Here is a 24,936-nt window from a genome sequence, read left to right on the forward strand (position 1 = left end):
AAGAAATAGATATATCGTAAGCAACACACCCTGCCCGGTTATCGGTGGGGTATTTCTTGTGTTCAGGAAATTTTTCCTTATCAGTGAAGTGAGATAGAACAATATACATAATGTTCCAAACTAATTATGGCTCACCTGCAAGTAATGGCGGGATATTTCATTCGTTCGTTTCGCCCTCAACCCGCAGCCTAATTACTCGTGAAATACTCTCCACCTCAATGTATGGCACCCAAACTGGTCCTTCAATGGTATTGATCTTAACTCGCTCTGGATCAGCTGATACCTCCGCAATACCCTTTATCTTGTCCCCATTTAATAGCCATACAACAATCAATTCTCGTCTTACGGCTGCGACCTTTAAACTTTGCTTAAGTTTTTTATCCATGACCACACCTCGGGTCTTTTATGATTATTATACACCCGGACTGATATCCAAAGGAAAATTATCCTTACTAGTGATATAGAGTACATATACATAATGTTCCAAATGTAGTAATGTGTTTTTGTTGAGGTGATTTTTTTGAAAGAAAAACTATTTGAATTTTACAAAAATAAGGCGAGCGTAGAGAGTTTGGTTTTTGCTCAAATGAGAACTCAAAACATATTTCTTTCTTTAACGCTTTGGACTTCAGCATTCATGTCCATAGTTACCTTTTGCATGTTTCCTTTTTATGAGACTATTAAAATGTACTTCTTTCTCGCATTGGCATTAACTGTTCTAAGTATCGTAGGGCTTATATTAAGCGTCAAGAAGTTTAAACAGAAGGCCAAGATTATCGTTCAAAAAAAATTGAATAAGAAAATTAAAGGTAAAAGGTGGAGAACAGAGGAGTTTAATGAGTATCAAAGAGAAATGATAAGAGGTCATCTTAGGCAGCATAATATGTTAGTAAAGTGGAAAATTGAAAAATTGCTGGAATCTTACAACAGTGAAGTGGATAAAAAGAAACTACCGCCATTAGTAGCTCCTACAATAATTATTGCTTTGCTTGCACCTAATTTAGCTCAAATACTAACATTTTTTTACAAGAAATATGCGGGTCAAGAACTGTATATTTTTGTAACAGCTTTAATAATAACATTGAGTATTATTTATACAGTAGCCAGAATTAAAAGAATGATTGAAGAAATAAAAGAAGATTTGAGCAAAGGGATAACTTTTAGAAAAGAACTCATTTCAATTCTTGAAGATATTCTTTTGGGATTAGAAGAGGAAGTGACTGCTTGAGTGCTACATGTAAATTCATAGTAAGCGATATAGATTTCCAACCAGCCGCCTAGATAATTTTGATTATGGCGGTATAGTTGAAAGAGTTCTACTTTAACTGGTTGGTTGGGTATTTATAATACATAGGAGTGATCGTATTGAGTAATATATACAAAGACCTAAAGACAGACTCAGAATTTCTAACAGCAGCCCTTAAACAATCTAAAGTGGATATACTTGAACGTCGCGGTGATCTAGCTGACTGTACAATTGATTGTGAGGGTCCAATTCAGAAATGGAGTCCAGTGAGCGTTAAGATTGCTGATGCTTATTACATGAGAAATGAATTTGAGTTTAGGATGGTTTTGGCTTAAGTATGTATAACAAATACCCCGTCAACCTTAAGTGGTCGGCGGGGTTATTTTTGTTTATTGAATAGTGTACTCACTTACTTCAAATGTAAGTATTTTATCGAATACAACGTAGTCTTTACGTTTGCTGAAAGGTCCTTTGTTATTTGTATGCTTATCAATAGCATATGAACCTGGTCCTCTACCAGCATCACGGGAGTCATACCATTTCAAGAATGCATCTACTTCTGCAATTGGTAGGTCGTATTCTTTTTCTGTTCCATTCACCAGAGTGATGGTAAGAATAGCACGATCACCTGTTGGCTGCTCTGGAGTTGCTGTAGGTTTAGGCGTCACTGTTGGTGTTGGTGTAGCAGTTGGTGTTGGTGTAACAGTTGGGCTAGGAGTACTTGTAGGCACTGGAGTAGCCGTTGGTGTTGGCGACGGGGTTACAGTCGGCGTAGGTGTTGGCATTTCTGAATAAACATTGAATTCACTTGCTGACCACCCTTCTCCAGCATATAGACCTATTCTTGTAATTCCTTTTTGTGTGATAGGAGAAAGTGGAATTTCACGAATTACACCATCTGGAATCGCAGAAAAGGCAGCCGAAGTGGTAGAAAGATCAGTAGTGTAAAGAAGTACAGAAATGTGTTTATTGCCTGTATATCTATAGTATTTTATATCAGTTTTTTCAATATCTATCCACATAACCCTATTAGTGGAACTGAAGTCCTCTGAGGTTTTTGAATCACCATCTGTAATTTTAGTAGTAGTGTACATTTGTAAGTATGCATTAGTTCCCACTGAAAAAATTTTCCCATCTAATAATCCTTCAGAAGCAGCGAAAGTCTCTTTCATAGGTAAAGCCGAAAAAATAAAAACGAAGCTAAAAACGAATAGTAAAGCTATTTTAAACTTTTTCATCTGATACACTCCTCCTTATTAATGTTCTGATAACTCCACTTTTTAATCTATTTATTCTTTTTCATTGAATCCCACCTTTATTTTACGTAACGTTTGAATATTAACTTTTAATGGAGGAATATGTCTAAACATTAATTACTTTATATGGGATAAAATATATATGTTCTTTAAAAATACATATGCAGGAATTTGAGTGATCGTTTACTTGTTGCTTATGAAACGTATGTTCGTATATAATACAAACAATTGTTCTTATTTTAGGGGGCTATCAACATGCATATGCAGATTGGTCAAACCATTGAAATTATTTACTCTGATAAAGTCGGTAAAATCACTCAGCGCAAAATTGAAGTGAAAGGCATAAAGGATGGGAAGATTCGCGCAACTTGTTTAAACACTGGAGCGCCGAGGGTGTTTCTAGCGACAAACATATTAGCTTGGCAGCCAAGTGATAAAGGAGCAATTGCATGAAGCCATTAACGAATAAAGAAAAAGAAGTCCTTGAAGCGTTGATTAAGATGATCAAAGTCAATCACTATCCACCTACTTTGCGGGAGCTTGCCAAGGAGGTAGGATTGTCATCTACAGCGGTAATACATGCGCACATGGAGCGCTTAGAGATCAAGGGGTACATACAGAGAGGTAAGAACATGCCACGAGCGTTGAGAGTTATTAAGGGAGTCGACGAAGACAATGAAATCACAACAGCGTAAGAAACTTGAAGGTAATGGTCTTTGGGAGGGAAGTCGGATGATAATGCCTGAGCATAAAAATAGGATTCTGGACGATTCGCTGAATGAAGAGGTGCGATCAAAGCCTGATTTGGATCCCCAAGCATTAGCTGAAATCTCACAGGTATTAGCTCAATCTTTAGAGGATTGCAGTCCGATCACGATTACATTGTTTGGGGAATATGAGGACAGATCCATCCATGGAATAGTCATGAGAGTCGATCGGCAGTTGAAACAGATTAAGTTCCATCATGATGACGATTGGGAATGGATTAAACTAGAGGAAGTTATTGAGGCAATCACTTAATCGAGTGTCGCTTTATCTCGTATTAAGCTCCCTCGAAATGATTCAGTTTCCTCACTCAGACTCATGAATTCGCAGGATTTCATCCTGTAGTTAAAGTGATGAAGAGGATGATGAAGGAGCCGGTGGCTGGGAGATGGGGAATTGGGCATGCGTAAATAAGGGTGAATAAGGATCACCCATATTGTTCCATTATATGCACGTCTCCACTTCGCCCTAGCGATTCTCACTCCCATGTCTCAACGGGTCATAGCCCTTTCATTCCTTCGTCACATCTAACTAAGGGGTGGAGGTCGGTCTTTCTAACGGAACGGGTCCGAGCCCTTTTGCGTAACGTCTCCCGATACTCCGTGCTTCTTGTTATCCTGCGAATGCATGAGTCGATGAGGATTAATTGGTTTTATGCTGCTTGTGGGAATACCTTGATCGGTTCGTAAGCGGTACTGCTTTTAGCCAATGCGACTAGCATTCTCGCTACTTTACCGATTAATTTCATAATGGATTTCATCTTCTTCAGTTTCTTTTCCTCTACATTATAACGATGTGCCGCTCGTATCTCCGGATTTGTCATAACCATACTCATTGTCATGAGATAAAGAAAATGACGTAAACGTGGCCGGCCTCGTTTGCTGAGCACCATCTTTCCTCGCCATTTCCCGGAGCTAGCTTCAGCTAGATTTAACCCAGCATGACGCAGTAAAGCATTTCCGTGCGTATATCCGCTTAGATCACCAGCCTCACCGAGTACACCAGCTAGATTCGTAACATAGATGCCTCGTATTTCAAGGAGCTTCTGTGCATAAGGAATACGCTTAAGAATGAGGCGGAGCTCATGCTCAATTTGTTCAAGCTGGCGCTGGGCCAGGTCATATTCTTCGAGCAATTGCCCAAGATGGAGCTTGTATGCGTGGAGTGCCTGAGTGGCACCCACACTGGATTTCGCAAGTGAAATGAGTAGCTCAGCACGTTTAACTCCAGCATGACGCTTTACATATTGCTTCCAACCGGCAAGGACCTGTTCCGTATTTAACAGACGGATCTCTTTTGGCAAGGGGAAGAGTCGGAGTGTTGCGATTGCACTGGTGCAAGTGAGGATTTTAAAAACCTGACGAAGTTCAGGGAAAACAATGTCTACCCAGCGATGAATCTGATTAACCGCAGCGTTGAGGCGCTTGGTAACCGTCTCTCGGTTCGCCATTAGAATACGTAGTTCCTCGTAATCTTCGGGATGAAAACGAACAGGGGAGTAGTACCCGTTTTTGACCATGTCTGCTATGACAAGCGCATCTTTATGGTCACTTTTAGACGGTGTATTATCTCGGTTTTCCTTGTTCTTTTTGACGAGATGAGGATTAACCAGAACGGGCTCCATGCCTTGATCGAGGAGCCAACGTGCCAGGCTAAACCAGTAGTGGCCAGTGGGTTCCATACCAACTATGACGCTGCTAAGTTTGTAGGATTTGAGTAGATCTTGGATCCAGCGTTCGAACAGATCGAACCCTTCACGATGGTTACCGAATTCGAGCGGAGTTCCCAAAGCAATCCCACGAAAGCTGACCGCGCGGGCCACATGGACTTCTTGGGCGATGTCTACGCCAATGACCAAATGATGAACGGTAATGTTTTCAATGAGTTGATTTTGCTTGTCTTGAGCTTTAAACTTCATAGTAGAGCGACCTCCTAAATGGTGAGATTAAAAGGGCTGTAGACCCGTATCCAACTCCCATGTTACCGAGGCGCTCGTTTTTGTTCAAACTCCAAATTATTCAGTTTACAGGAATTCTAACGGGCAGGAATAGTTCAATCGTTTCTCGAATTCTTTTTGAGATGGAGTAATTTACGAACTTCGTGAATATAACGTTATGGCTTCACTTATCTTTTTACATCACTTTAAGCCACTCGGTATCGTGTAATAAACGTTATACGACATACAAGCTAAAATATTTCGAAAATATATTGACAAGAAATTGAAATTTAAATCTTAGAAAAGAAAAGGAGATTAATGTATGAGTATAAAATTTAGAAAAGTAAGTGATTTTAAACGTGGGTTAATCTTTGAATTGTTGACAGATGCTTATTTATTTGATTGCAGATATGAACAAAATTGTAGTTCAGATTGGCAGGAATTTGATAATTTCTTCTTTGATAATTTACAGATTGCAGATGAATGTGGGTTTATTACTACATTAAACGATGAAGCAATTGGTTTGGTTTCATGGGACCCAAGAAATGTACCTGATTATGTGGAAATCGGACATAATTGTATTGCTACAAAACAAAAAAGCAATGGTTATGGTAAAATACAACTCCAAGAAGCTGTCAATAGAATCATAAAAAATGATGTTAGAAAAATTGTTGTAACTACTAATATCGACTTTATACCTGCTCAAAAAATGTATGAGAGTGTTGGATTCAAAATACATCAAAAAAGAAAAGTTGAGGGTTTTGTTAGAAAACATATAGATTATGTATATTCTTTAGAGGGCAGGAACTACACATAACACCATAATATCGCATCGTGACATTCGGTAAAATTCATTATGCTAACGGGAAACGATAGTTCAATAAGACACCTAGCAAATATGATAGTGAAAATTGCCTCGTCAGTGATAATGCTGACGAGGCATTATAATTTGATGGGTCATATATCAAATTCAGCCCATCCTGGTGGTAATGGATTCTCAGGTGCTGGTTCTAGATATGCTGGCAGCACACTAATAAGTAACGGCTCATCAATATCTAGCAAGACAGTTTGTGTTCCTTTAGCTATAACAATACCGATCTTACCAATATGGAAACCGTCTTTGATACGGACACGAACGCCAAGTATTAACTCTTCGATTTTCACTTCTTCCATCCCCTAAGGCGAATTTTCCTTACTTCGTGCTATTAAGTATCGTTGTTATATGAATATGGTCTTATTTGTTAAAGACTGTATTTAATTACCTATAGTCGTTTCGACATATAGCGACAGTATATTCCAATAAACGGATTTAGAATGAATTAGGAGCAATATGCTCCCAATTGAAGTAGGGAAGTGCGGATATCCGCACAGCCTACTCCTTGTCGTCTTGTACAACAATCCATTCGTGTAGATCTTCCATTCTGCAATCAAATATGAGAGATGCTGCGTACTCATCTTCTGGCTTCATCACTCTCTCATTATTGCAAAAATGGGAGATGATACGTTTGGGCCGACCGGATCGTTTGGCGTACTCTGCTTGAGTCCAGCCTTTATTGTCGATCCAATCTTGGAGTAGACACCTTCCGCGAGTTACGCGCAAGCTGCCATGACTCCTTTCAGTTTAGGTTGCTGTTCGAGCGAATTATACCACAATACATAATGAGAGGAGTAATGAAATTGGTTAAAACTGTTTGTGCAATTGATATCTATGCTTTAGGGAAGATTAAAGCGGACTCTGCTTTTGTTCTTTGGCAACTTCAAACAGACAATACTTACTCAAATGAAAGCGCGGCGAGCGATATCGAGAATATTGTCAGAGAGATTATTGAATTTGAATTCAACCTCAATGAAAAATTTCTATTTGAGTCCAAAAATAATGAACTAATTCCTGCCCCTTTTTTGCCCCCTCGATAATGAAATGATATGAAGTTGCATGACATGACGTCTGCTATTTATAATAGAAGAAACACGATTTGAATAGATGTGAAAGCCAAAAATAATTAAGTTCGAGATGGAAGGTTCAATCGGTTAATAAGAGCGCTTATGAATGGAGGCCCGTCCTCCTAACGTTTATATTTCTTCAAAGCATCCGTAGATATTTTTCTACGGATGCTTTTTTTATGGGCACAATTGAAAAAATCCCCGAATGCTCCGGGGACTTACCTTTAATATTTTCAATTATCCATTTCCGGCAACGGCAATTCCACTGAAGGATCTGGCTCCCAGAGATGCCGTTCTAATCGCTGATGCTACAATGGTGTATTGGATCTGGCCAGTAAGCACATCGGTCGAAGGCGGATAGTCGACAGCGGTGATTCCAACCATTTCATATTGGGTCGTTGTATTATTAATGTTTCCGGGGTAGGTTGTACTGAAAATTAATACATTATTGCGGTAAATACTAAAAGTAACATCATTCTGAACTATAATGCTGACATCAACACTAAGTCTGGCAAAAGCATTCAATGTGACTCTCACTAAGCCTGCATTGGCAGGGGTAACATTTACTGTCTGAAGTCCAATGTCACCGAAAACTGCACCTGAACGAACCAAATTAAGACTTTGTGCATCCATAGTGCTGCCCTGTGAAATCCGCATATCAAGAAACTGTATACTCATCCTATTCACCTAACCTCTCATTGTAGATTTTATATTTTATGAGAGAAAGAATAGAATGGCACCAAATCATTGACGGGGTTTTTTATATAGTAAAGGCTACTGTTTTGCCAGATCATTCACTTCTTTATTAAAAGCCTCTGAATATTGATTAAATTTACCTGCATCAAGTGTTAAGCTGTCATCGTTTGCTTTTGGAGGTGTCTCCTGGATCTGCTTATATAAAAGATCAATTTCTGGTGAAAGCTTGGCCCATATTTTCTTAATAGAATCATACTTAGTATCTAACTTGTTCATATATGTATCGTATTCTTTTTTCTCTTCCATGGCTTTGCCAAGCTGTTCGACCGTAAAGTCTATGTCCATGCTCGTTCCTGTACTGCTTGTACCACTTCTAGTGTATGAGATAACATCTACAAACCCTACATTCCAAATGTCGGCAATAACAAAATTGCTTATTTCTCTTAGCGTTTTTTCAGGTGAGGGTGCTGCTGTATCTGCTTTTGAGGAAATTTCCCCGAAATTAAACAAGTTTTTAGATTCGTTGATCGCTGTGTTTGCGTCCGTAGGGTTATTGTTATTTGTATTGCTACACCCTGAGAGAAGGATAATGGCGATAATACAATATAAAATAAGCTGCTTTTTCAATATAGTTCCCCTCCATAATATAAGTAAAAAGTGTTGTATTACTATATTACGGTAAATTGTGGTAAAAGTTTTACATCTGAGGCAAATTTAAGACGGCGAAAAAGTGAACTCTTCGAAACCCGGAATAAATTCCAATAATTATGCAAAAAACCGAATAAAGGTCCTCCTAATATTACACGATGATTACAATATTCATGTAGATTCTTTATTCATCAGGATTAAGGAGGAAACACGAGCATTTTAAGATAACGAGGGTCCTTTATATCATGTAGATGCTGCTTTTTTCCGAAATAACCGCAAAAACGCGCAATTCTCCCCTTTGCCGCATTAAATTATGGATGATACACTGCATAAAGTCACTAAATTGTAAGCGCTAAAAAAAGCTAGCTTACGATGTAACATTTGCTTTATACAAAAAAACGCTTACTAGGTAAGCCTTAAGGAGGAGAGATATGGATGTTCTCAGGCAACTGCGCGGTTATTATCGAGAGAAGCTGCATTTTCTGATTCTTTCGATTATATGTTTGGCCGCTGCAACTGCAGTGGGGCTGATTACCCCCAATTTGTTAAGAAAGCTGATCGATGATGTTATTGTGCCACTTAAGTTTACAGAGGTGCCAGTGCTCGCATTGAGCGTGTTAGCTGTAGTAATAGTAAAAGCATGCCTGCAGTTTGCACATGGTTTTTTTGGAGGACGGCTAGGTAACTTTCTTGCATACCGGCTGCGTAATGCTTGTTATGAGAAGCTGCAATTCCTATCTTTCCGTTATTATGATACCGCGAAAACTGGGGATTTGATGTCCCGACTAACCGGAGATTTGGAAGCGATTCGTAACTTTATCGGTTTCGGTTTTGCTCAGTTGCTTAATGTCTTTTTTATGGTCATTTTTGGTTCGATTATGATGTTCTCACTCAATTGGCAGCTTACTCTAGTAACTTTGATTACGATGCCAATCCTGGCGTTTATTGCGCTAAAATTTGAGTCTAAGATTCACCCGGCCTTTCAAGAGATGCGCCTTGCGCTCAGTTCTCTGACTACGGCTGTACAGGAGAATATCACGGGTGTGCGCACCGTCAAATCGTTTGCGAGAGAGGCTCATGAAGTAGAGAAATTCTCGCACCGTAACGAACGTTATAAGAATAACCAGATTTTTGCTGCTGAGCTCTGGAGTAAGTTTTTTCCAGCGATGGAGTTTTTAGCATCGATCAGTGCAGCTATTCTGCTTGGAGTAGGTGGAACGTTAGTTATTAAGGGGAAAATGTCACTGGGCGAACTGGTTGCTTTTTTCAGCTTAATTTGGTACATCATTGGACCGATTTGGGGTCTTGGATTCCATATTAATAACTATACACAGTCCAAAGCATCGGGAGAACGTGTATTGGAAGTACTTAATCAGAATATTGATGTGAAGGATAAAGAGAACGCCCGTGAACTGGTACCTTCTGAGGTTAAGGGAGATGTAGCGTTTAATCACGTCACATTTGCTTATGGAAACAAAATGCCTGCGGTTACAGACATTGATTTTGAGGCTAAATCTGGTGCGGTTATAGGGTTCCTTGGAGGAACGGGCTCTGGTAAATCGACCATTACACAGCTGATGATGCGTGCTTATGACGTTAATGAAGGCAGCATCACACTGGATGGGATGGACATCAGAGAATACAATGTTCGCAGCTTGCGTTCACAGATCGCGACGGTCTTTCAGGAGACCTTCCTGTTCTCCTCCTCAATTCGCAACAACATCTCCTATGGGTTGAAAAATGTAAGCATGGAAGAAATTATCCGAGCTGCACAACTTGCCAAAGCCCATGATTTCATCATGGAGATGGAAGATGGTTATGACACTGTGGTGGGTGAGCGCGGAATGGGTCTTTCCGGTGGACAAAAGCAACGGATTGCCATCGCTAGAGCCCTGCTTAAGAATCCGCGGATTCTTATCCTCGATGATGCGACCAGCGCTGTCGATATGGAGACGGAGCACGAGATTCAAGCCGGATTCCAAGAGGTCATGAAGGGGCGCACTACACTTATTATTGCCCATCGGATCTCCTCCTTGCGCCATGCGGATCAGATTATCGTCATGAACGAAGGTCATGTACAGCAGCGTGGTACCCATAAAGAGCTAATTGAAGTGCCGGGTCCTTATCAGGATGTATACCGGATACAGTATGCTGATTATCTGGCCAGAGCGACCGGAAGAGGGGAGGAGTGAGGCATATGAAACTTGAAGCCAAACCAATGACCGCTACGGGAGCAAAAAATAAAGCAGCCGAGCAGCAAGAGCTGGATGAACGTTTTGTATATAAAGATGATGATGTCATCGATAAGGCTTTTGACTGGAAGCAATTCACCAGACTGTTCGGGTACATGAAGCCTTATGCAAAGCAGATGCTTCCATTGGTGTCCATCATGATGATTCTGGGAACTATCACGAAGTTGACCGTCCCGTTCCTAACAAGTTTAGCTATTGACCGTGCGATTGCACCAAAGGTGGGGAATCCCAGCTTATCTCTGCTATATTCGCTTACAGCAGGGGTAATCGTCTTATATCTGATTCAATGGATTGCGGGAGTATACCGGATTAAATACACGAACATCATCGGCCAAAGAGTGATTTATGATTTGCGCTCAGATTTGTTCAAGCATATTCAGAAGCTCTCCTTTAACTTCTTTGATAAACGTCCGGCAGGTTCGGTATTAGTGCGGGTAACCAATGATATCAACTCTTTGCAGGATTTGTTCACAAACGGGGTTGTCAATCTGATGATCGACTGCGTGCAGCTTATGGGGATTACCATTATTCTGCTAGTGATCAACTGGAAGCTAGGTCTTGCAGTAATGGTTACGGTTCCGATTATGTTCTTTGTTTCAACTAAGCTGCGCCAAAAGATTCGGATCGCTTGGCAGGATGTGCGGATGAAGAACTCCAGAATTAATTCTCATTTAAATGAATCGATTCAGGGAATCAGAGTCACACAAGCCTACACCCAAGAACAAGAAAATATGAATTATTTCGATGTTATGAATACCGACAGCAAAAAATCCTGGAACAAAGCCTCTGCGATGAACCAGGCGTTCGGTCCGATTATTGAGGTCACAGGTGGTTTTGGGACAATGATCCTCTTTTGGCTGGGGGCTTATCTGATCCAATCTGGAGAACTCACAGTAGGTATGCTGGTAGCATTCAGTTCTTATGTCAGCAACTTCTGGGACCCGATTAATCGCCTTGGGCAGATGTACAATCAGCTGCTTGTGGCAATGGCTTCCTCGGAACGGATCTTTGAATATTTGGATGAGCAACCTGCGGTTCAAGATAATCCTGGTGCTAAGCCAATGGGAACGATTCGTGGGGATATTAACTTTGAGAAGGTCATTTTTGAATATGAAAAAGGCCGGGCTGCATTAAAAGGTATTGATCTGGATGTAAAAGCAGGACAGTCGATCGCGCTCGTAGGTCATACAGGTTCTGGTAAAAGTACGATCATTAACCTGATTGGCCGGTTTTATGATATCAAAAGCGGCCGAATCACGATAGACGGTGAAGATATCCGCGGGGTTACGTTAGACAGCCTGCGAAGGCAGATCGGAATCGTGCTGCAAGATACCTTTATTTTCTCGGGAACGATTCGGGATAATATCCGTTTTGGCCGTCTGGAGGCTACAGATGAAGAAGTGGAAAATGCTGCAAAAGCCGTGGATGCCCACGACTTCATCATGAAGCTGCCCGGTGGGTATGAGACAGAGGTGGAAGAGCGCGGCAGCGCGTTGTCGATGGGACAACGTCAGCTTCTCTCCTTCGCCCGGGCGCTCTTGGCAAATCCGCGTATTCTAATCCTGGATGAGGCAACTGCCAGCATTGATACGGAGACAGAGCTGAAGATCCAGGAGGCACTCAAAATCCTGCTTCAAGGCCGAACCTCCTTTATCGTAGCGCACAGACTTTCTACCATCCGCCATGCGGATAAAATAGTCGTCCTCGATCACGGAGAGATAAAAGAAGAAGGAAACCATCATGAGTTGACATCCCGTGATGGGGTATACAACGGTCTGATCGAAGCGCAATTCCGCTTCCTATAGACCGACAGAACGGAACAGAACAGAACAGAACAACAGCTCATTCCCGTTGCTTAGGCAACTGCGGTGTGGGCTGTTTTTTATAGGGATATAGAATGTAGAGATTAATGGGTCCGGGGTTAGAACAGGCAGACCAGAGTAGAGTGGAATATGGCATATAGGTATTACGGGACAAGGCAAAGGAAGAACGGCAGAATGGAAGAACAGCAGAACAGCAGAACAGCAGAACAGCAGAACAGCAGAACAGCAGAACAGGGGAACGGCAGAACGGCAGAATGGAAGAACGGCAGAACGGAAGAACGGAAGAACGGAAGAACGGCAGAATGGAAGAACGGAAGAACGGAAGCACGGAAGCACGGAAGCACGGAAGCACGGAAGAACGGCAGAATGGAAGATTGGAAGAACGGCAGAACGGCAGAATGGAAGATTGGAAGAACGGCAGAACGGCAGAATGTCAGAATGGAAGAACGGCAGAACGGCAAATGGCAGAACAGCAGAACGGCAAAACAGCAGAACATAATACAGCAGGGTTAGATTTCTATTCAGTTACTTAGGACGTTTGGATACCCTGCCCGTCACACGCAGCTCAAACATTTGTGCACAAATATCTTGATGCCATTGTAGATCAGCTGTCTGTTCCGCTAATTGGATTTCATTTTGCAATCGGGCCATCTCATAGCAGTAGGTAGCGTTTATTTGCAGGCACTGCTGTTGTTCCGTTTCCTCAGCAGCAGTAAGCTGCCGTCTACGGCTCAGGGTGAACAACTCGGCAAGGCGTTCATGGACAGGAAGCATGCTTTTTTCCTCCTACAGCAATTTAAAACCACATATTAGTTTCGCCATGAGAAGAGAAATTCAAACGTTACGTCAGATAATTAAATTGAGGGGCCTTACTATGTTGAGGGTAGGAGGAACTATCTTCGAAGTCAGAAGGAAACAAGTAGAGGTGAAAATCGAGGGAAGTTTAGGAGTAATCAGGAAACGAATCGTTTAGTTGCAGTTTGTACAATAGTAACCGCCATTCTCGTTATAAAAATACTGTTAATTGCACTTTGTGCAGCTATTTTCGAGAAATGTGCTTATTAAGGGCATTTTCCTTAATTCTAGTTGCACAAAGTACAACTAAATCAGAAATCGGCTCGCTAGACGTGGATTTAGTTGCACAAAGTACAACTAAATCAGAAATCGGCTCGCTAGACATGAATTTTGTTGCACAAAGTACAACTAAATCACAATTCAGCTCGTTAGACGTGGATACTGTTGCACAAAGTACAACTAAATCACAATTCAGCTCGTTAGACGTGGATACTGTTGCACAAAGTACAACAAAATCAGAAGTCAGCCTGGTAGACATGAATTTTGTTGCACAAAGTACAACAAAAAAATCCCCCGTAGTCAAACCGGGGGATTTAGTGTACAAACAGCAGCTCTGAACCTTTTGCTAAGCAACGCAGGACCTCAAGAAACGCCCTAGTCCATGTAGATTTCCACAATCGTAACGTTACGTTCGCGGGCTAGATCGACAAATAATCCATCGATCTTTACCAGCGGACGGAAAATATCAACCGGGTTGTTCATGATAATCACACCTGTATCCCCCGTGTTCAGTAATACTCGCTTGCCGATAAAGTTAGGCATTAAATGCTGTATAAAGGCTTGAACCGTTCTACCGTTCAGCTTACCAAAGCTGAGGTCATTTAGTTCACGTAGGACAGAAATAAGCTCTTGCTTGGACTGATAGACGCGTTTAGAAGTCATCGCACTATAGATGTCAGCTACAGCAGCAATTTGCGCATAAGGATGAATATCGGATTTGGTTAGCTTATTAGGATAGCCAGAGCCGTCCTCACGTTCATGATGCTGCAAGGCTGCCAAGGCTGTATGTGAGTCATCCATAGAATTGCGGATAATTTCGTAGCCGTACTTAGTATGTAGTTTAACTTCTTCGAATTCTTCCGCGGTTAATTTCCCAGGCTTATTTAATAGTGCAGGTGAGATTCTACATTTTCCAATATCAATTAAATATCCAGCTCGTCCAATCTCATAGCATTCTTGTTTGGAATACCCAAGCCAGATTGCAATATAATAAGAGAGCATACCTACCTGCAAAGAGTGATTGTAGGTATAATTATCTTCGCGATCGAGCAGAAGCAGCAGGGAGACTACATCCTTTTGCTTGTCCAACGATTGAAGCGAAGGCTGAAGAATGTCGTTAACCACGGATTGGTTAAAGCTTCCTTTTAATAGTGCTTCCATATAAAGATTCTCAAAGCCGTCAATCATGGTATCAAAACTAGTGGTCACCGTCTGAATAATTGAAGGTCTGCTTAATGGGGCAGGTTCTTCCACTAACGTCTGGATATCAACATAATCAACTCCATGCTGCATCAGCTTGGCGATATCATCTATCTGGAGCAGCGATCCCTTTGGTAATACATGCAGACCTCTTGAACTATAAGCGTCTGAGTTGAGGTGATTACCAGGTTTTAGATCCGAGACGTGTACTCTCAATGCCTATGCCACCTTTTATCCGATTTTATCCAGAATATCAACAAAGTGCAGATTTTTCAATGAAAAAGGAGTGAAGATTAATTGTGGAGGGAATCGGCAGCCTTTTGTTCAGAGCCTACCCAGTGCTGGCCTGATTCATTGATGTCTTTTTTCCAGATAGGGACGGTCTGTTTCAGCAGTTCAATGGCCAGACGACTAGCCTCGTAACAGGTATCGCGATGAGGGGTAGAGACGGCAATGATAACGCTTGCTTCCTTCAGGCCTACAAGCCCAATGCGGTGGGAAATCGCGCAGCGTGCATTCCAGCGATTCTGCACCTCGTCACCAATTTCTTTCAGCTTGCTTAAGGCCATAGGAATATAGGCTTCATAGTCTAATGCTGTTGTACGTTGTTCTCCGGTCATTTCGCGTGTAGTTCCTACAAATAACAGGGATGCTCCATGATTGGCGTCGAGGACGGCATCCAGAAGCTTCTCAGCATTTAAAGGCAGATCCGTTATGCTATAGAGGCCGTCAGAAGTGCTCTCATATAAAGAACCATTCTCTCCACCGGAAACGGGAGGGATTAATGCAACTTCGGCAGACTCGGTGATGAGGGCTTCATCAGGTGCATATTCCCGGTCAATGGCGACCAAAGAAGTTCCAATTAGGGATGCTGCATCCGGATAAGAGGTTGAAAGGAGTTCTTTTAACTTCCCAGCGGTTAAGGGATTCTCTGTCGCATGAAAGGTCAGAGAAGATGAGCCGATAATCTCAGCCAAACCCGCGAACAGACGGATTGTGATATGCATACTTATTCACCTCTGAAATATGTTGTAATGTCTACAATATACCATAATGAGCCTGAAAATGTTATGCTAGGCTCTATAAGATCATGCATCGGCTGCTTCATTTAAGAGCGGCTCAACAGGTAGGAGGAATGTTGCTAATGGGGCATGTGCCGCAAAGACTGACCATACTTCATACCAATGATATACATAGCCATTTCGAAATGGTGAGTCCATTGGCAGCAGAAATCGGGAGACAAAGAGCTGCAGCGGGGGAAGAGCCTGTGCTGTTGCTGGATATTGGCGATCATATGGATCGTGCAGCCGTCGAGACAGAAGGAACTATGGGTCAGGCTAACATCGATGTACTTAACTTAACAGGATATGATGCTGTAACCATCGGTAATAATGAGGGGTTAACATTCTCACAGGAGATGTTATCCTCTATTTTCTCCGGGTTACAGTGCCCAGTGGTATGCTGTAATTTTGTGGAGACTGCAACAGGGGAACCTCCCCACTGGATGAAGCGTCATGCCATCTTGGAGAAGGATGGAATCAGAATAGGAATAACTGGAGCGACAGCAGCATTTAGTTCGTTCTATTCCTTGCTGGGCTGGGATGCCCTGGATCCCGAGACAACCCTTCGGGAACAATGCCTTCTTTTAGCTCCCCAGGTGGATATTCTAATCATCCTTTCTCATTTGGGGCTTCCCGCAGATCGAATTCTGGCAGAGCGGCTGGAAGGTGTGCATGCTATTCTTGGTGGACATACGCATCATATGCTGGAAGAGCCGCTCATGATTAACGGAACAGCTGTATGTGGAGCGGGGAAATTCGGGCGTTACCTCGGGCGGCTTCAATTTGAGCGGAGAGAGGGACAAACTGGATTCAGTCTGGTGGTAGGTGAATGTATTCCGATTGACCCAGAACTGAAGGAAGAGGTTGTAGGTCCTGCCGCTACTATTCATTTGGAGCGTGGTCGTGAGGCTCTTCAGCAGACCGTTGCGATCACAGATCGTGAGCTTCCTTTGAATTTGCAGGGAGAATCCCCTTTTGGCAATCTTTTAGCCCAAGCTGTACGTAGATTTACAGGCGCCAGTTTGTCGATAGTTAACACAGGTCAGCTTCTAGGACCTTTGCCTGAAGGGGAGGTTACAACGGGAATGCTGCACGCCCTATGTCCTTCTCCCATTAATACCTGCGTAATCAAGCTGAAAGGCCTAGATATTCGCATAGCTTTGGAGCAGAGTCTTACGGAAGAATTTTATAATAAGGTGATTTTTGGGTATGGCTTTCGCGGGAATTATCTGGGCAGCTTAGCAGTAGATGGGATAAAAATCTTGTACGATCCGCAGCAGATACCGTATGATAACAATATTGCAGTTTTTGTCGAAGGAAATCCGCTGGAGGATGATAAAGAGTATAATGTTGGTACGCTGGACATGTTTACTTTCCGTGCAGGCTATGAGACGATCGCCAATGGGAAGGATCCTTTATTTTTGCTGCCTCATTTTTTACGCGACCTGCTTGGGATGGAATTGCAGCGCCCGGACAGTCTTGATGAATGCATGCTCACTCGCTGGCAGATCAAGTCTGAGTAAACCTGCAGCTTACAAGATTTACTTTTTGATTCCATTTAGACAGTGCTAGATTCCCAAAAAAATAGGAGGAAATTATGGACACGATTACAGCTATTATTTTAGCAATTGTCGAAGGGATCACTGAATTTATTCCTGTTTCTTCTACAGGACACATGATTTTGACCTCGAAGCTTCTGGGCTTTGATGAGCAGGATTCGATTATGAAGACTTATGAAATCGTTATTCAGCTAGGGGCAATATTGGCGATTGCGCTTGTTTACCGCGAGCGTGTGCTTAATTTGCTGGGCATTGGGCGTAAGAACTCAGGAAGAGGCGGTGTGATGCCGGCGTCTCGTTTGAACTTAATCCATGTAATACTTGGGATTGCCCCAGCACTAGCTGTGGCATTTTTTGCCCGCGATTTTATAAAAAGTCTCTTTGGGGCCACGACTGTTCTTTGGGCGCTTGTCGCCGGAGGGATTCTAATGATTATCGCAGAATGGGTAAATAGACGCAAAATTAGAGTTACAGCGCATGAGCTAGACGATCTTTCCTACGGACAGGCGCTGGCTATCGGGATGTATCAGATTATTTCAGTGCTTTGGCCAGGATTTTCCCGTTCGGGATCTACGATCTCCGGAGGGATGTTAAGTGGAGTTAGTTATAAAGCTTCTGCGGATTTCTCCTTCCTTATAGCCATTCCTATTATGTGTGCGGCTTCCGGATATGAACTGTTGGATTCTTATAAGAACTTCACTAGTGAGACGATTGGCTATTTTGTAATTGGATTTCTGATTTCTTTTGTAGTGGCTTATGTAGTGGTCATTTTGTTTATGAAATTGATTCAAAAGATTAGATTGACGCATTTCGCGATCTACAGATTTATTCTTGCTGCTATATTCTGGTTGTTTATTATGCGTTAATGCCCATAGGCAAAGACCTAGACACACCCGATGTTCTTCATGGTGCACCTGTCTGATCTCTACATAAACGGTATAGACAAAGCGTGTGACCCAAGGATTTCAAAACAGAATAGCATTTTACCGTTAAAGGCAGGAGTGAGCTAAGTGCGTTTAGTATCCGTGAATCAGCTTCAAGCAGGCATGAAATTAGGTAAAAAAATATATAATGATGAAGGTCTAACTCTCCTCGCGGATGGGGTGGAGCTTACTGATGCGTTGATCAAGAGGCTTGCAAGAATTGACATCGGTTATATTTACATAGAGGACTCTGTCACGGACGATGTTGAAATTATAGGTATGCTTCAAGATGAGACGCGCAATCAGGCACTGAAGGTGATTCGTAATCAGTTTCAGCAAATGACAGGCGCTTCAGGAATAAGTAAGGGATTCTACCATCTGGATAAAAAATTCTCAAAAATCATGGATAGCATCCTGGATGATTTGTCTTTACAAGAAGATCCGATGATAATGCTGCTTGATATGCACACTGCTGATAACTACTTGTACGTCCATTCCCTGAACGTCTGCTTGTACACTTTGGTGCTTGGCATTGCGCATGGGTACAGCAAAGAGGAGCTTCGAGTGATTGGTCTGGGTGCGCTGCTGCATGATATTGGCAAGACCCAAGTCCCGATAAAAATCATTCAAAAACCCGGCAAGCTCAGTGAAGATGAATTTCGCCATATGCAGGCACACACCGAGATCGGGTATCAGATTCTCAAGGAAGAACCGAATATCCCGCTGCTCGCGGCTCATTGTGCGCTTCAGCATCATGAACGCATTGACGGATCCGGATATCCGCGGGGATTAAAAGGACCTCAAATTCATGAATATGCCAAATGGTTGGGCGTGGCTGATTCCTACGATGCTATGACCTCCAACCGGGTCTACAAAAAGGCTATGCTGCCACATCAAGCCGTTGAGGCGCTTTATGTAGGTTCCGGTACATTGTATGAGCAGAAGCAGCTAGAGTTATTTAGAGATCGTGTGGCTATCTATCCACTTGGTCTTACGGTGAAGCTCAGTACGGGTGAAAGTGGAGTTGTTGTCAAAATAGATCCAAGTACGCCTCACAGACCGATCGTACGTGTGCTTACAGGGCCTGAAGGAGAGAAAGTCGTACCGTTCGAAAGGGATCTAGGAAAAGCCCTCTCCGTTGTTATCGTTGACGTCGCAGATCAAGGCGATTCTGTGGGAACGCCAAAATATTTATAATAGCAGCGAAGAGAGAAGAATAGGCTTGTCCGCATAACTCGCGGAAGCCTATTCTTCGTCTCGCTGCTATTATTTTTTACAGTGAGAAAGCTTGTGAGGACAGTCCGAAAGACATCCGAAGTGCAGTTTTTCTGACTAACGTGGTATGATATAGGATAAGACACCGTTCAATCTTCATGATTATGGGTTAATAATAGGAATAAGATTTAAAGGAGCTAGTACAAATGAATGTTTTAAGACCATTAACATCTTCACCGAAGGAGCTGTCGCCAAGCTACGATCCATGGGATCCCATTACTTCTTTACGCAAGCATGGACGCCATGTGCTAACGAGTGTGGAATTTACAGTAACCAATTTATGTAATATGCGGTGTGAACACTGTGCGGTAGGTGATAGTTTAACCTCTAGAGAAGGGGATATGCTGCCGCTTAAAAATATGTTGGACCGTTTAGATGAAGTAGAGCATCTGGAGACTATTAGTATTACTGGCGGAGAGCCTATGTTTTTGGCCGGAACGGTGGATAATATCATAGTGCCGCTCTTAAAGTATGCCAAAGAGCGGGGGATTAGATCGCAAATTAATTCTAATCTGACGATGCCGTATGCTCGATATGAAAAGCTGCTTCCGTATTTGGACGTTATGCATATTTCTTTTAATTATGTGAACGGAGACGATTTTCATGAAGTTGGTTTTGCCAACAGCGGGCATGCTGTTTCAAAGGAAAGTGCATATCGGTTATATAATGCAATGATTGAGAATTCTCGACGGCTAAGTGAGGATGGTATGCTAATTTCTGCGGAAACTATGATTAATTACCGTACACATACTAAGCTGCCTGAAATTCATAAGTTGATTCTCGATATGGGCGCCAAACGGCATGAGGTACATCCTATGTACAACTCCAGCTTTGCTTCGGCGTTGCCAGTGTTGTCCTTGAATGAAATGCGGACGGCAATCCATAAACTACTGGATACCCGTGATCCGGAGATTTGGATGCTGTTTGGGACCCTTCCGTTTTTTGCTTGCAGCTTCCTGGAAGAAGACCAGAAGCTGATAAGCAGAATGCGCGCCGAGAAGAATGTTACCCTTCGCAATGATCCGGATGGCCGGAATCGAGTGAACGTAAACATGTTTACGGGCGATGTTTTTGTTACAGATTTCGCTGATATCGCAGCCTTTGGCAACATCGAGAACCAAAAGCTGGATGATATATTTATCGATTGGCAGACTAAACACCCGCTGAACCAAAAGGTGAACTGCCACTGCGATGCAGCAGGCTGCTGCGGACCTAATCTGTTAGTGGCGGATATGTATTATCCGGAAGTTGACTTCAAAACTAGAAAAGCGATCAATCTGTAGAAATGAGGCGTTGTTAAGTGGTGCATACGGAATTTGAAGTAGGGAGATTATTGCTTAATCTTTTGCTGGTTCTGGTGCTCGTATTATTGAACGGTATTTTTGTAGCAGCGGAATTTTCATTAGTTAAGGTCAGGCAGTCCCGCCTGACCCAACTTGTCAGTGAAGGTAATAAAATGGCTGGATATGCTCTGAAAGTAAATAAGAGACTGGACTCCTATTTATCCGCCACTCAGTTTGGGATAACACTTGCATCGCTGGGCTTAGGTTGGGTTGGAGAGCCCGCGATTTCTGAGCTGTTGGTCGAACCTTTAATGTACCAGATGGGGATCACCGATCATACCCTGATTTCTACTGTATCTGTGATTATTGGATTTTCGATCATTACATTTTTACATATTGTACTTGGGGAGCTTGCTCCTAAATCGCTTGCGATTCAAAGAACAGAAGGTTCGGCACTGTTGTTATCTGCACCCCTGATGTTCTTCTATAATGTGTTCATGCCTTTTATCTGGGTGCTGAATGCTTCAGCCAATGCGTTACTTCGGTTAGTCGGTGTGGAGCCTGCAAATGAAAGTGAAGCAGCACACTCGGAAGAGGAAATACGTATTCTGATGAATCAGAGCGCCAAGAGTGGCGTCATTGACAAAGATGAGATGAAACTAATGGATAATATCTTTGAATTCTCAGATCTGCTTGCACGTGAAGTCATGCTGCCTCGTACAGATATGGATGTGCTTTACAGCAATCTTTCGTTAGAAGAAAATATGAAGATTATTACCGAAACGAGACATTCACGTTATCCGGTTGCTCTGGAAGATAAGGACCGTATTATCGGATTTATTCATATTACCGACCTGTTGTTTGCTCCACCGGAGCAGCAGAATGATCTTACAACTCTGGTTCGGCCTATCCTTAACGTTCCGGAATCGATGGAGATCAGTCATACTCTTCGTTTTATGCAGAAGAATAAGGCGCAGCTAACGTTGGTTGTCGATGAATATGGCGGCACAGCAGGTTTGTTGACAGCAGAAGAGATTCTGGAAGAAATCGTAGGAGATCTGCATGACGAGTTCGAAGATGAGCGTCCAAGTGTGGAACATAACGGGGAGTATATCTCTGTTGAGGGCCGGATGCTGATTGAGGATGTCAACGATCTTACGGGTGTTGTGATTGAAGATGATGAGGTGGATTCCATCGGCGGCTGGTTGTTTAAGGAGCTGGAGGGTAATCCAACCAAAGGAAAACGTGTCAAAGTTGAAGATGTTATTTTTGAAGTCGAGGAATCGACAAGATTGCGTATCACTAGAATTAATATCCACCGGGAACCCCGTGTTGAGGATGAAGAAACCTCATCAAAATTGGACGAGGATAAAGAATAATCTATTAAAGATTGTAACGTATTGTTCCGGTTTATCAGGGATATAATGAACTCCTCCTGTAAGAGCTTTATGGCTCACGACAGGGGGAGTTTTTTGTGGACACATAAAGGACATAACGCTCGTCTATGCTAATGTTTATAAATTGTTTGAAAGCGGGGTCTAGATTGAAAAAGAAACTTCTTCTCGTTGAGGATGAAATTCGTATTCGTGAACTGGTATCTGATTATTTCTTACAGAATGATTGGGAAGTACTTGAAGCGGATAATGGAAGAGATGCATTGGTTTGGTTTGATTCACTGTTGCCGGATCTGCTGATTCTGGATATCATGATGCCTGCTATGAATGGCTTTGAAGTGTGCCGTGAAGTTCGTGAGAAATCAGCGGTACCCATCATTTTGTTAACCGCCAAGTCTACAGATGACGACAAAATCTATGGATTTGAATTAGGAGCCGATGATTATGTTACAAAACCATTTAGTCCAAAGGTGCTGGTAGCCCGGGCAAATGCACTCATGAAGCGGGTTGAAGGCACCCATCAGCCTGAATCTGGCATAATAAAATTTGGTTCCGCGATGTTTAATACCTTAGCTCATCGGTTGGAGGTAGAAGATGCGGAAGTGGAGCTTACCCCTAAGGAATATGATCTTTTATGGCTTTTAATACGAAATAAAGGGATTGTCATTTCAAGGGATACGATCCTCAGTCGGATCTGGGGAATTGAATTTGAAGGAGATTCCAGAGTTGTGGACAGTCATATTAAAAAGCTGCGAAGTAAATTGGGTTATGAATCACGTTTTATTCGTACGGTAATTGGCACAGGATACATGTTCGAGGAAGAGGCATGAGAAGACGGGGAATTACTTTTAAACTGTTTGTGATGACCGTTATCTTTTTCCTTTGCTTCTATGGCATGGTGATTCTAAGCCAATTGCTGTTGTTTGACAATTTCTATCAGAAGCAAAAAGAGCACCGCGTGGAGAAACACCTTAAGAGCTTTGCGGCAAGATATATAAGTGAGCCATGGGGAAGCACTCGAACCTCTCAGGAGCTTGTCCGGTTTATGCTGCGGAATAAAACACAAATGGTTATTTTGAAGCTGGATGGAAAGATGAATTCAGAAGATCCATTTCATATAAAGCTAATCGATGATGACGGGAAGAGTATGGTTGTTTCTTTATCCCTATTCATGAATCAGTACGGAGATTCACTGAGAGCAGCAAACATTAAAGTAGATGATCAGTTGAGCGTGGAAGGCGAACTTTTGGACGAAGACAGTGCTTCACCCGTTATACTCTACCCCATAAGCATTACAAAAAAAGGGGGCGGAACAATAGGGGAGACGGGAGAGACTGGGACGATTCATGCATCTGGTACTGTTGCCGAAGTTGTACTGCCTGATTTGAAAATATGGAATCCACGCCAGGGAATACTGTTTGAGGCTCTAGAGGAATGGTTTCCTTTGACACCGGCGCAGGCAGAAGACTTCAAAAATTTGAAAATACAGAAGCAAGACTGGATTGCTCCCTGGAGTGGGAGTCGCAATTCTGTGGTTATTCTGCCCCTGAAGCAAAGTAACGGAGAAATTGAATTACTATTCACAGTCACTTCATTACAGGAAGTTAAGGATTCGAACGATGCGTTGCGTTGGTTCTTTTTATATCTGGGAATGGGTGGTTTTGTCCTGATTCTGGTGCTTTCTCTCTTTTTCTCGAAAATGGTAACGCGTCCGCTAATTAAATTAAATAACATAGCCAAACGTATGGTTTCTCTGGATTTTACAGGGGACACATCGATTCGGCAGAAGGATGAGTTAGGCAGCCTTTCTAACAGCATGTTCACCTTATCACTAAGTCTGGATTCTGCTTTACGAGAGTTAAGAGAGGCCAATCAGCAGCTAGTTGAGGATATGGAGCAGAAACAAAGAATGGAGATCATGCAGCAGGACTTTTTTGCCAACGCCTCCCATGAATTGAAGACACCACTCAGTATTATCAAAGGTTTTGCTGAAGGCTTGGAAGATGGCGTTAGCGCCGGCAAGCAGGATCACTACATTAAGGTAATTATTGAGGAAGCCGATAAAATGGAGTTTCTTGTTAAAAATATGCTAGATCTAGCGCGGTTGGAGTCGGGCACGATTAAACTTCGGAAAACTTCCTTTATGTTAAGTGAACTGACGGAAAAGGTGACGGACAAGCTGGTCCACTTGCTGAGTGAAAAACATTTGGAAGTCATCATTATTCCTGCAAATGAATTACCGGTCTATGCGGATGTGAACTGGATCGAACAAGTTATGCTAAATTTTATGACCAATGCTATCAGGCATGCGGAAGAAAGAAGTTCTATCACCGTCAATATTGAGAGTCATGCCCAGACTATTGTATTCACTATTCAAAATATAGGAGAATCAATCCCTGAAGATCAGCTGGAGCAGATCTGGGAGCGGTTCTATCGGTTGGAGCCATCCCGCAGTCGAATGACAGGCGGTACGGGTCTGGGGCTTTCCATTGCGAAGCGAATACTAGATATGCACGCTTGTCTTTATACAGTGAAAAATACGGAGAACGGTGTCAGCTTTACTGTGACCTTTGTAGGTTAAATCGGATCAACAGAAATACTGCT

Annotated in this window: 27 protein-coding genes; 17 read left to right on the top strand and 10 right to left on the bottom strand. The window is 42.5% G+C overall.

The genetic code is table 11. From position 1 onward, the window contains the following. Nucleotides 1–157: 157 nt before the first annotated feature. Nucleotides 158–385, bottom strand: a complete 228-nt coding sequence (locus MHH86_RS09035) for a hypothetical protein (protein ID WP_341170709.1) — start codon at nt 383–385, stop codon at nt 158–160. Between the two features lie 135 nt (nt 386–520). On the opposite strand from MHH86_RS09035, the gene MHH86_RS09040 reads away from it, so the two are divergent. After that, nucleotides 521–1,228: a hypothetical protein gene (locus MHH86_RS09040; RefSeq protein WP_341170710.1), complete on the top strand. Its 708-nt coding sequence runs from the start codon at nt 521–523 to the stop codon at nt 1,226–1,228. Between the two features lie 407 nt (nt 1,229–1,635). On the opposite strand, the gene MHH86_RS09045 is transcribed toward MHH86_RS09040, so the two are convergent. Continuing rightward, nucleotides 1,636–2,484 carry a hypothetical protein gene (locus tag MHH86_RS09045; RefSeq protein WP_341170711.1) on the bottom strand — a complete coding sequence of 283 codons (849 nt, stop codon included), beginning with the start codon at nt 2,482–2,484 and terminating at the stop codon, nt 1,636–1,638. A gap of 273 nt (nt 2,485–2,757) precedes the next feature. Between MHH86_RS09045 and MHH86_RS09050 the strand changes: the two genes are divergently transcribed. From MHH86_RS09050 to MHH86_RS09060, 3 genes are read left to right on the top strand one after another with little or no spacing between them, the layout of a single operon-like run. Then, the gene (locus MHH86_RS09050) at nt 2,758–2,955 is read left to right on the top strand and encodes a hypothetical protein (RefSeq protein ID WP_340010400.1); all 198 of its coding nucleotides are present in this window, start codon (nt 2,758–2,760) and stop codon (nt 2,953–2,955) included. Further along, nucleotides 2,952–3,197: a winged helix-turn-helix transcriptional regulator gene (locus MHH86_RS09055; RefSeq protein WP_340010399.1), complete on the top strand. Its 246-nt coding sequence runs from the start codon at nt 2,952–2,954 to the stop codon at nt 3,195–3,197. Before MHH86_RS09050 ends, MHH86_RS09055 begins: the two co-directional genes overlap by 4 nt. Next, a complete protein-coding gene (locus MHH86_RS09060) occupies nt 3,178–3,522 on the top strand; it encodes a YolD-like family protein (RefSeq protein WP_341170712.1) in 345 nt (114 codons plus the stop codon). The genes MHH86_RS09055 and MHH86_RS09060 overlap by 20 nt, the downstream gene beginning before the upstream one ends. Before the next feature lie 397 nt (nt 3,523–3,919). Here the strand turns inward: MHH86_RS09060 and MHH86_RS09065 are convergent, their stop codons facing one another. After that, nucleotides 3,920–5,185 (bottom strand): IS110 family transposase, encoded by a 1,266-nt coding sequence (locus MHH86_RS09065; RefSeq protein WP_036684113.1) that lies wholly within the window; start codon nt 5,183–5,185, stop codon nt 3,920–3,922. A 340-nt stretch (nt 5,186–5,525) separates the two neighbouring features. On the opposite strand from MHH86_RS09065, the gene MHH86_RS09070 reads away from it, so the two are divergent. Beyond that, nucleotides 5,526–6,020, top strand: coding sequence for a GNAT family N-acetyltransferase (locus tag MHH86_RS09070; RefSeq protein WP_341001876.1), 495 nt, complete (start codon nt 5,526–5,528; stop codon nt 6,018–6,020). 140 nt (nt 6,021–6,160) lie between these two features. Here MHH86_RS09070 and MHH86_RS09075 read toward each other — a convergent pair whose 3' ends face one another. Both MHH86_RS09075 and MHH86_RS09080 read right to left on the bottom strand, forming a co-directional pair. Then, the gene (locus MHH86_RS09075; RefSeq protein ID WP_341001877.1) at nt 6,161–6,367 is read right to left on the bottom strand and encodes a hypothetical protein; all 207 of its coding nucleotides are present in this window, start codon (nt 6,365–6,367) and stop codon (nt 6,161–6,163) included. Nucleotides 6,368–6,575: 208 nt separating this feature from the next. Next, the gene (locus tag MHH86_RS09080; protein ID WP_076104562.1) at nt 6,576–6,803 is read right to left on the bottom strand and encodes a helix-turn-helix transcriptional regulator; all 228 of its coding nucleotides are present in this window, start codon (nt 6,801–6,803) and stop codon (nt 6,576–6,578) included. A 77-nt stretch (nt 6,804–6,880) separates the two neighbouring features. Between MHH86_RS09080 and MHH86_RS09085 the strand changes: the two genes are divergently transcribed. Further along, nucleotides 6,881–7,117 carry a hypothetical protein gene (locus tag MHH86_RS09085; protein ID WP_076104563.1) on the top strand — a complete coding sequence of 79 codons (237 nt, stop codon included), beginning with the start codon at nt 6,881–6,883 and terminating at the stop codon, nt 7,115–7,117. A 264-nt stretch (nt 7,118–7,381) separates the two neighbouring features. On the opposite strand, the gene MHH86_RS09090 is transcribed toward MHH86_RS09085, so the two are convergent. Beyond that, nucleotides 7,382–7,822, bottom strand: a complete 441-nt coding sequence (locus MHH86_RS09090) for a hypothetical protein (RefSeq protein WP_036684106.1) — start codon at nt 7,820–7,822, stop codon at nt 7,382–7,384. A gap of 96 nt (nt 7,823–7,918) precedes the next feature. Continuing rightward, on the bottom strand, nt 7,919–8,467 hold the full coding sequence (locus MHH86_RS09095) for a hypothetical protein (protein ID WP_052096898.1): 549 nt from the start codon (nt 8,465–8,467) through the stop codon (nt 7,919–7,921). Nucleotides 8,468–8,919: 452 nt separating this feature from the next. On the opposite strand from MHH86_RS09095, the gene MHH86_RS09100 reads away from it, so the two are divergent. The 3 genes from MHH86_RS09100 (at nt 8,920) to MHH86_RS09110 (ending at nt 13,076) form a co-directional block, all read left to right on the top strand. Continuing rightward, nucleotides 8,920–10,680, top strand: coding sequence for an ABC transporter ATP-binding protein (locus MHH86_RS09100; RefSeq protein ID WP_036684103.1), 1,761 nt, complete (start codon nt 8,920–8,922; stop codon nt 10,678–10,680). Nucleotides 10,681–10,706: 26 nt separating this feature from the next. Next, complete coding sequence (locus MHH86_RS09105) at nt 10,707–12,545, top strand: ABC transporter ATP-binding protein (protein ID WP_036684176.1); 1,839 nt, start codon at nt 10,707–10,709, stop codon at nt 12,543–12,545. Nucleotides 12,546–12,737: 192 nt separating this feature from the next. After that, a complete protein-coding gene (locus MHH86_RS09110) occupies nt 12,738–13,076 on the top strand; it encodes a hypothetical protein (RefSeq protein ID WP_076316607.1) in 339 nt (112 codons plus the stop codon). 12 nt (nt 13,077–13,088) lie between these two features. On the opposite strand, the gene MHH86_RS09115 is transcribed toward MHH86_RS09110, so the two are convergent. Next, entirely contained in the window at nt 13,089–13,337 is a 249-nt protein-coding gene (locus MHH86_RS09115; protein ID WP_052096900.1) for a hypothetical protein, read from the bottom strand. Nucleotides 13,338–13,690: 353 nt separating this feature from the next. On the opposite strand from MHH86_RS09115, the gene MHH86_RS09120 reads away from it, so the two are divergent. Beyond that, the gene (locus MHH86_RS09120; protein ID WP_141118606.1) at nt 13,691–13,975 is read left to right on the top strand and encodes a hypothetical protein; all 285 of its coding nucleotides are present in this window, start codon (nt 13,691–13,693) and stop codon (nt 13,973–13,975) included. Between the two features lie 37 nt (nt 13,976–14,012). Here the strand turns inward: MHH86_RS09120 and MHH86_RS09125 are convergent, their stop codons facing one another. Both MHH86_RS09125 and MHH86_RS09130 read right to left on the bottom strand, forming a co-directional pair. Continuing rightward, a complete protein-coding gene (locus tag MHH86_RS09125; RefSeq protein WP_036684091.1) occupies nt 14,013–15,053 on the bottom strand; it encodes an HD-GYP domain-containing protein in 1,041 nt (346 codons plus the stop codon). A gap of 77 nt (nt 15,054–15,130) precedes the next feature. Beyond that, nucleotides 15,131–15,844, bottom strand: coding sequence for a molybdenum cofactor biosynthesis protein MoaE (locus tag MHH86_RS09130; protein WP_038569590.1), 714 nt, complete (start codon nt 15,842–15,844; stop codon nt 15,131–15,133). A 137-nt stretch (nt 15,845–15,981) separates the two neighbouring features. Here MHH86_RS09130 and MHH86_RS09135 point away from each other — a divergent pair, with 137 nt between their 5' ends. From MHH86_RS09135 to MHH86_RS09165, 7 genes are all read left to right on the top strand, one after another. Continuing rightward, a complete protein-coding gene (locus MHH86_RS09135; protein WP_076100023.1) occupies nt 15,982–17,421 on the top strand; it encodes a bifunctional UDP-sugar hydrolase/5'-nucleotidase in 1,440 nt (479 codons plus the stop codon). A gap of 74 nt (nt 17,422–17,495) precedes the next feature. Beyond that, nucleotides 17,496–18,323 (top strand): undecaprenyl-diphosphate phosphatase, encoded by an 828-nt coding sequence (locus MHH86_RS09140; RefSeq protein ID WP_036684081.1) that lies wholly within the window; start codon nt 17,496–17,498, stop codon nt 18,321–18,323. Nucleotides 18,324–18,467: 144 nt separating this feature from the next. Then, nucleotides 18,468–19,577: an HD-GYP domain-containing protein gene (locus MHH86_RS09145; protein WP_076100022.1), complete on the top strand. Its 1,110-nt coding sequence runs from the start codon at nt 18,468–18,470 to the stop codon at nt 19,575–19,577. A 224-nt stretch (nt 19,578–19,801) separates the two neighbouring features. Next, nucleotides 19,802–20,938 (top strand): radical SAM/CxCxxxxC motif protein YfkAB, encoded by a 1,137-nt coding sequence (yfkAB, locus tag MHH86_RS09150; protein WP_036684078.1) that lies wholly within the window; start codon nt 19,802–19,804, stop codon nt 20,936–20,938. 20 nt (nt 20,939–20,958) lie between these two features. Then, nucleotides 20,959–22,317, top strand: a complete 1,359-nt coding sequence (locus MHH86_RS09155) for a hemolysin family protein (RefSeq protein WP_036684171.1) — start codon at nt 20,959–20,961, stop codon at nt 22,315–22,317. A gap of 164 nt (nt 22,318–22,481) precedes the next feature. Next, nucleotides 22,482–23,162, top strand: coding sequence for a response regulator transcription factor (locus MHH86_RS09160; RefSeq protein WP_076100020.1), 681 nt, complete (start codon nt 22,482–22,484; stop codon nt 23,160–23,162). Further along, nucleotides 23,159–24,913: a HAMP domain-containing sensor histidine kinase gene (locus MHH86_RS09165; protein WP_076100019.1), complete on the top strand. Its 1,755-nt coding sequence runs from the start codon at nt 23,159–23,161 to the stop codon at nt 24,911–24,913. The genes MHH86_RS09160 and MHH86_RS09165 overlap by 4 nt, the downstream gene beginning before the upstream one ends. Nucleotides 24,914–24,936: the final 23 nt, after the last annotated feature.

The sequence above is a fragment of the Paenibacillus sp. FSL F4-0097 genome, from assembly GCF_038593125.1.
GTDB lineage: Bacteria > Bacillota > Bacilli > Paenibacillales > Paenibacillaceae > Paenibacillus_AQ > Paenibacillus_AQ odorifer.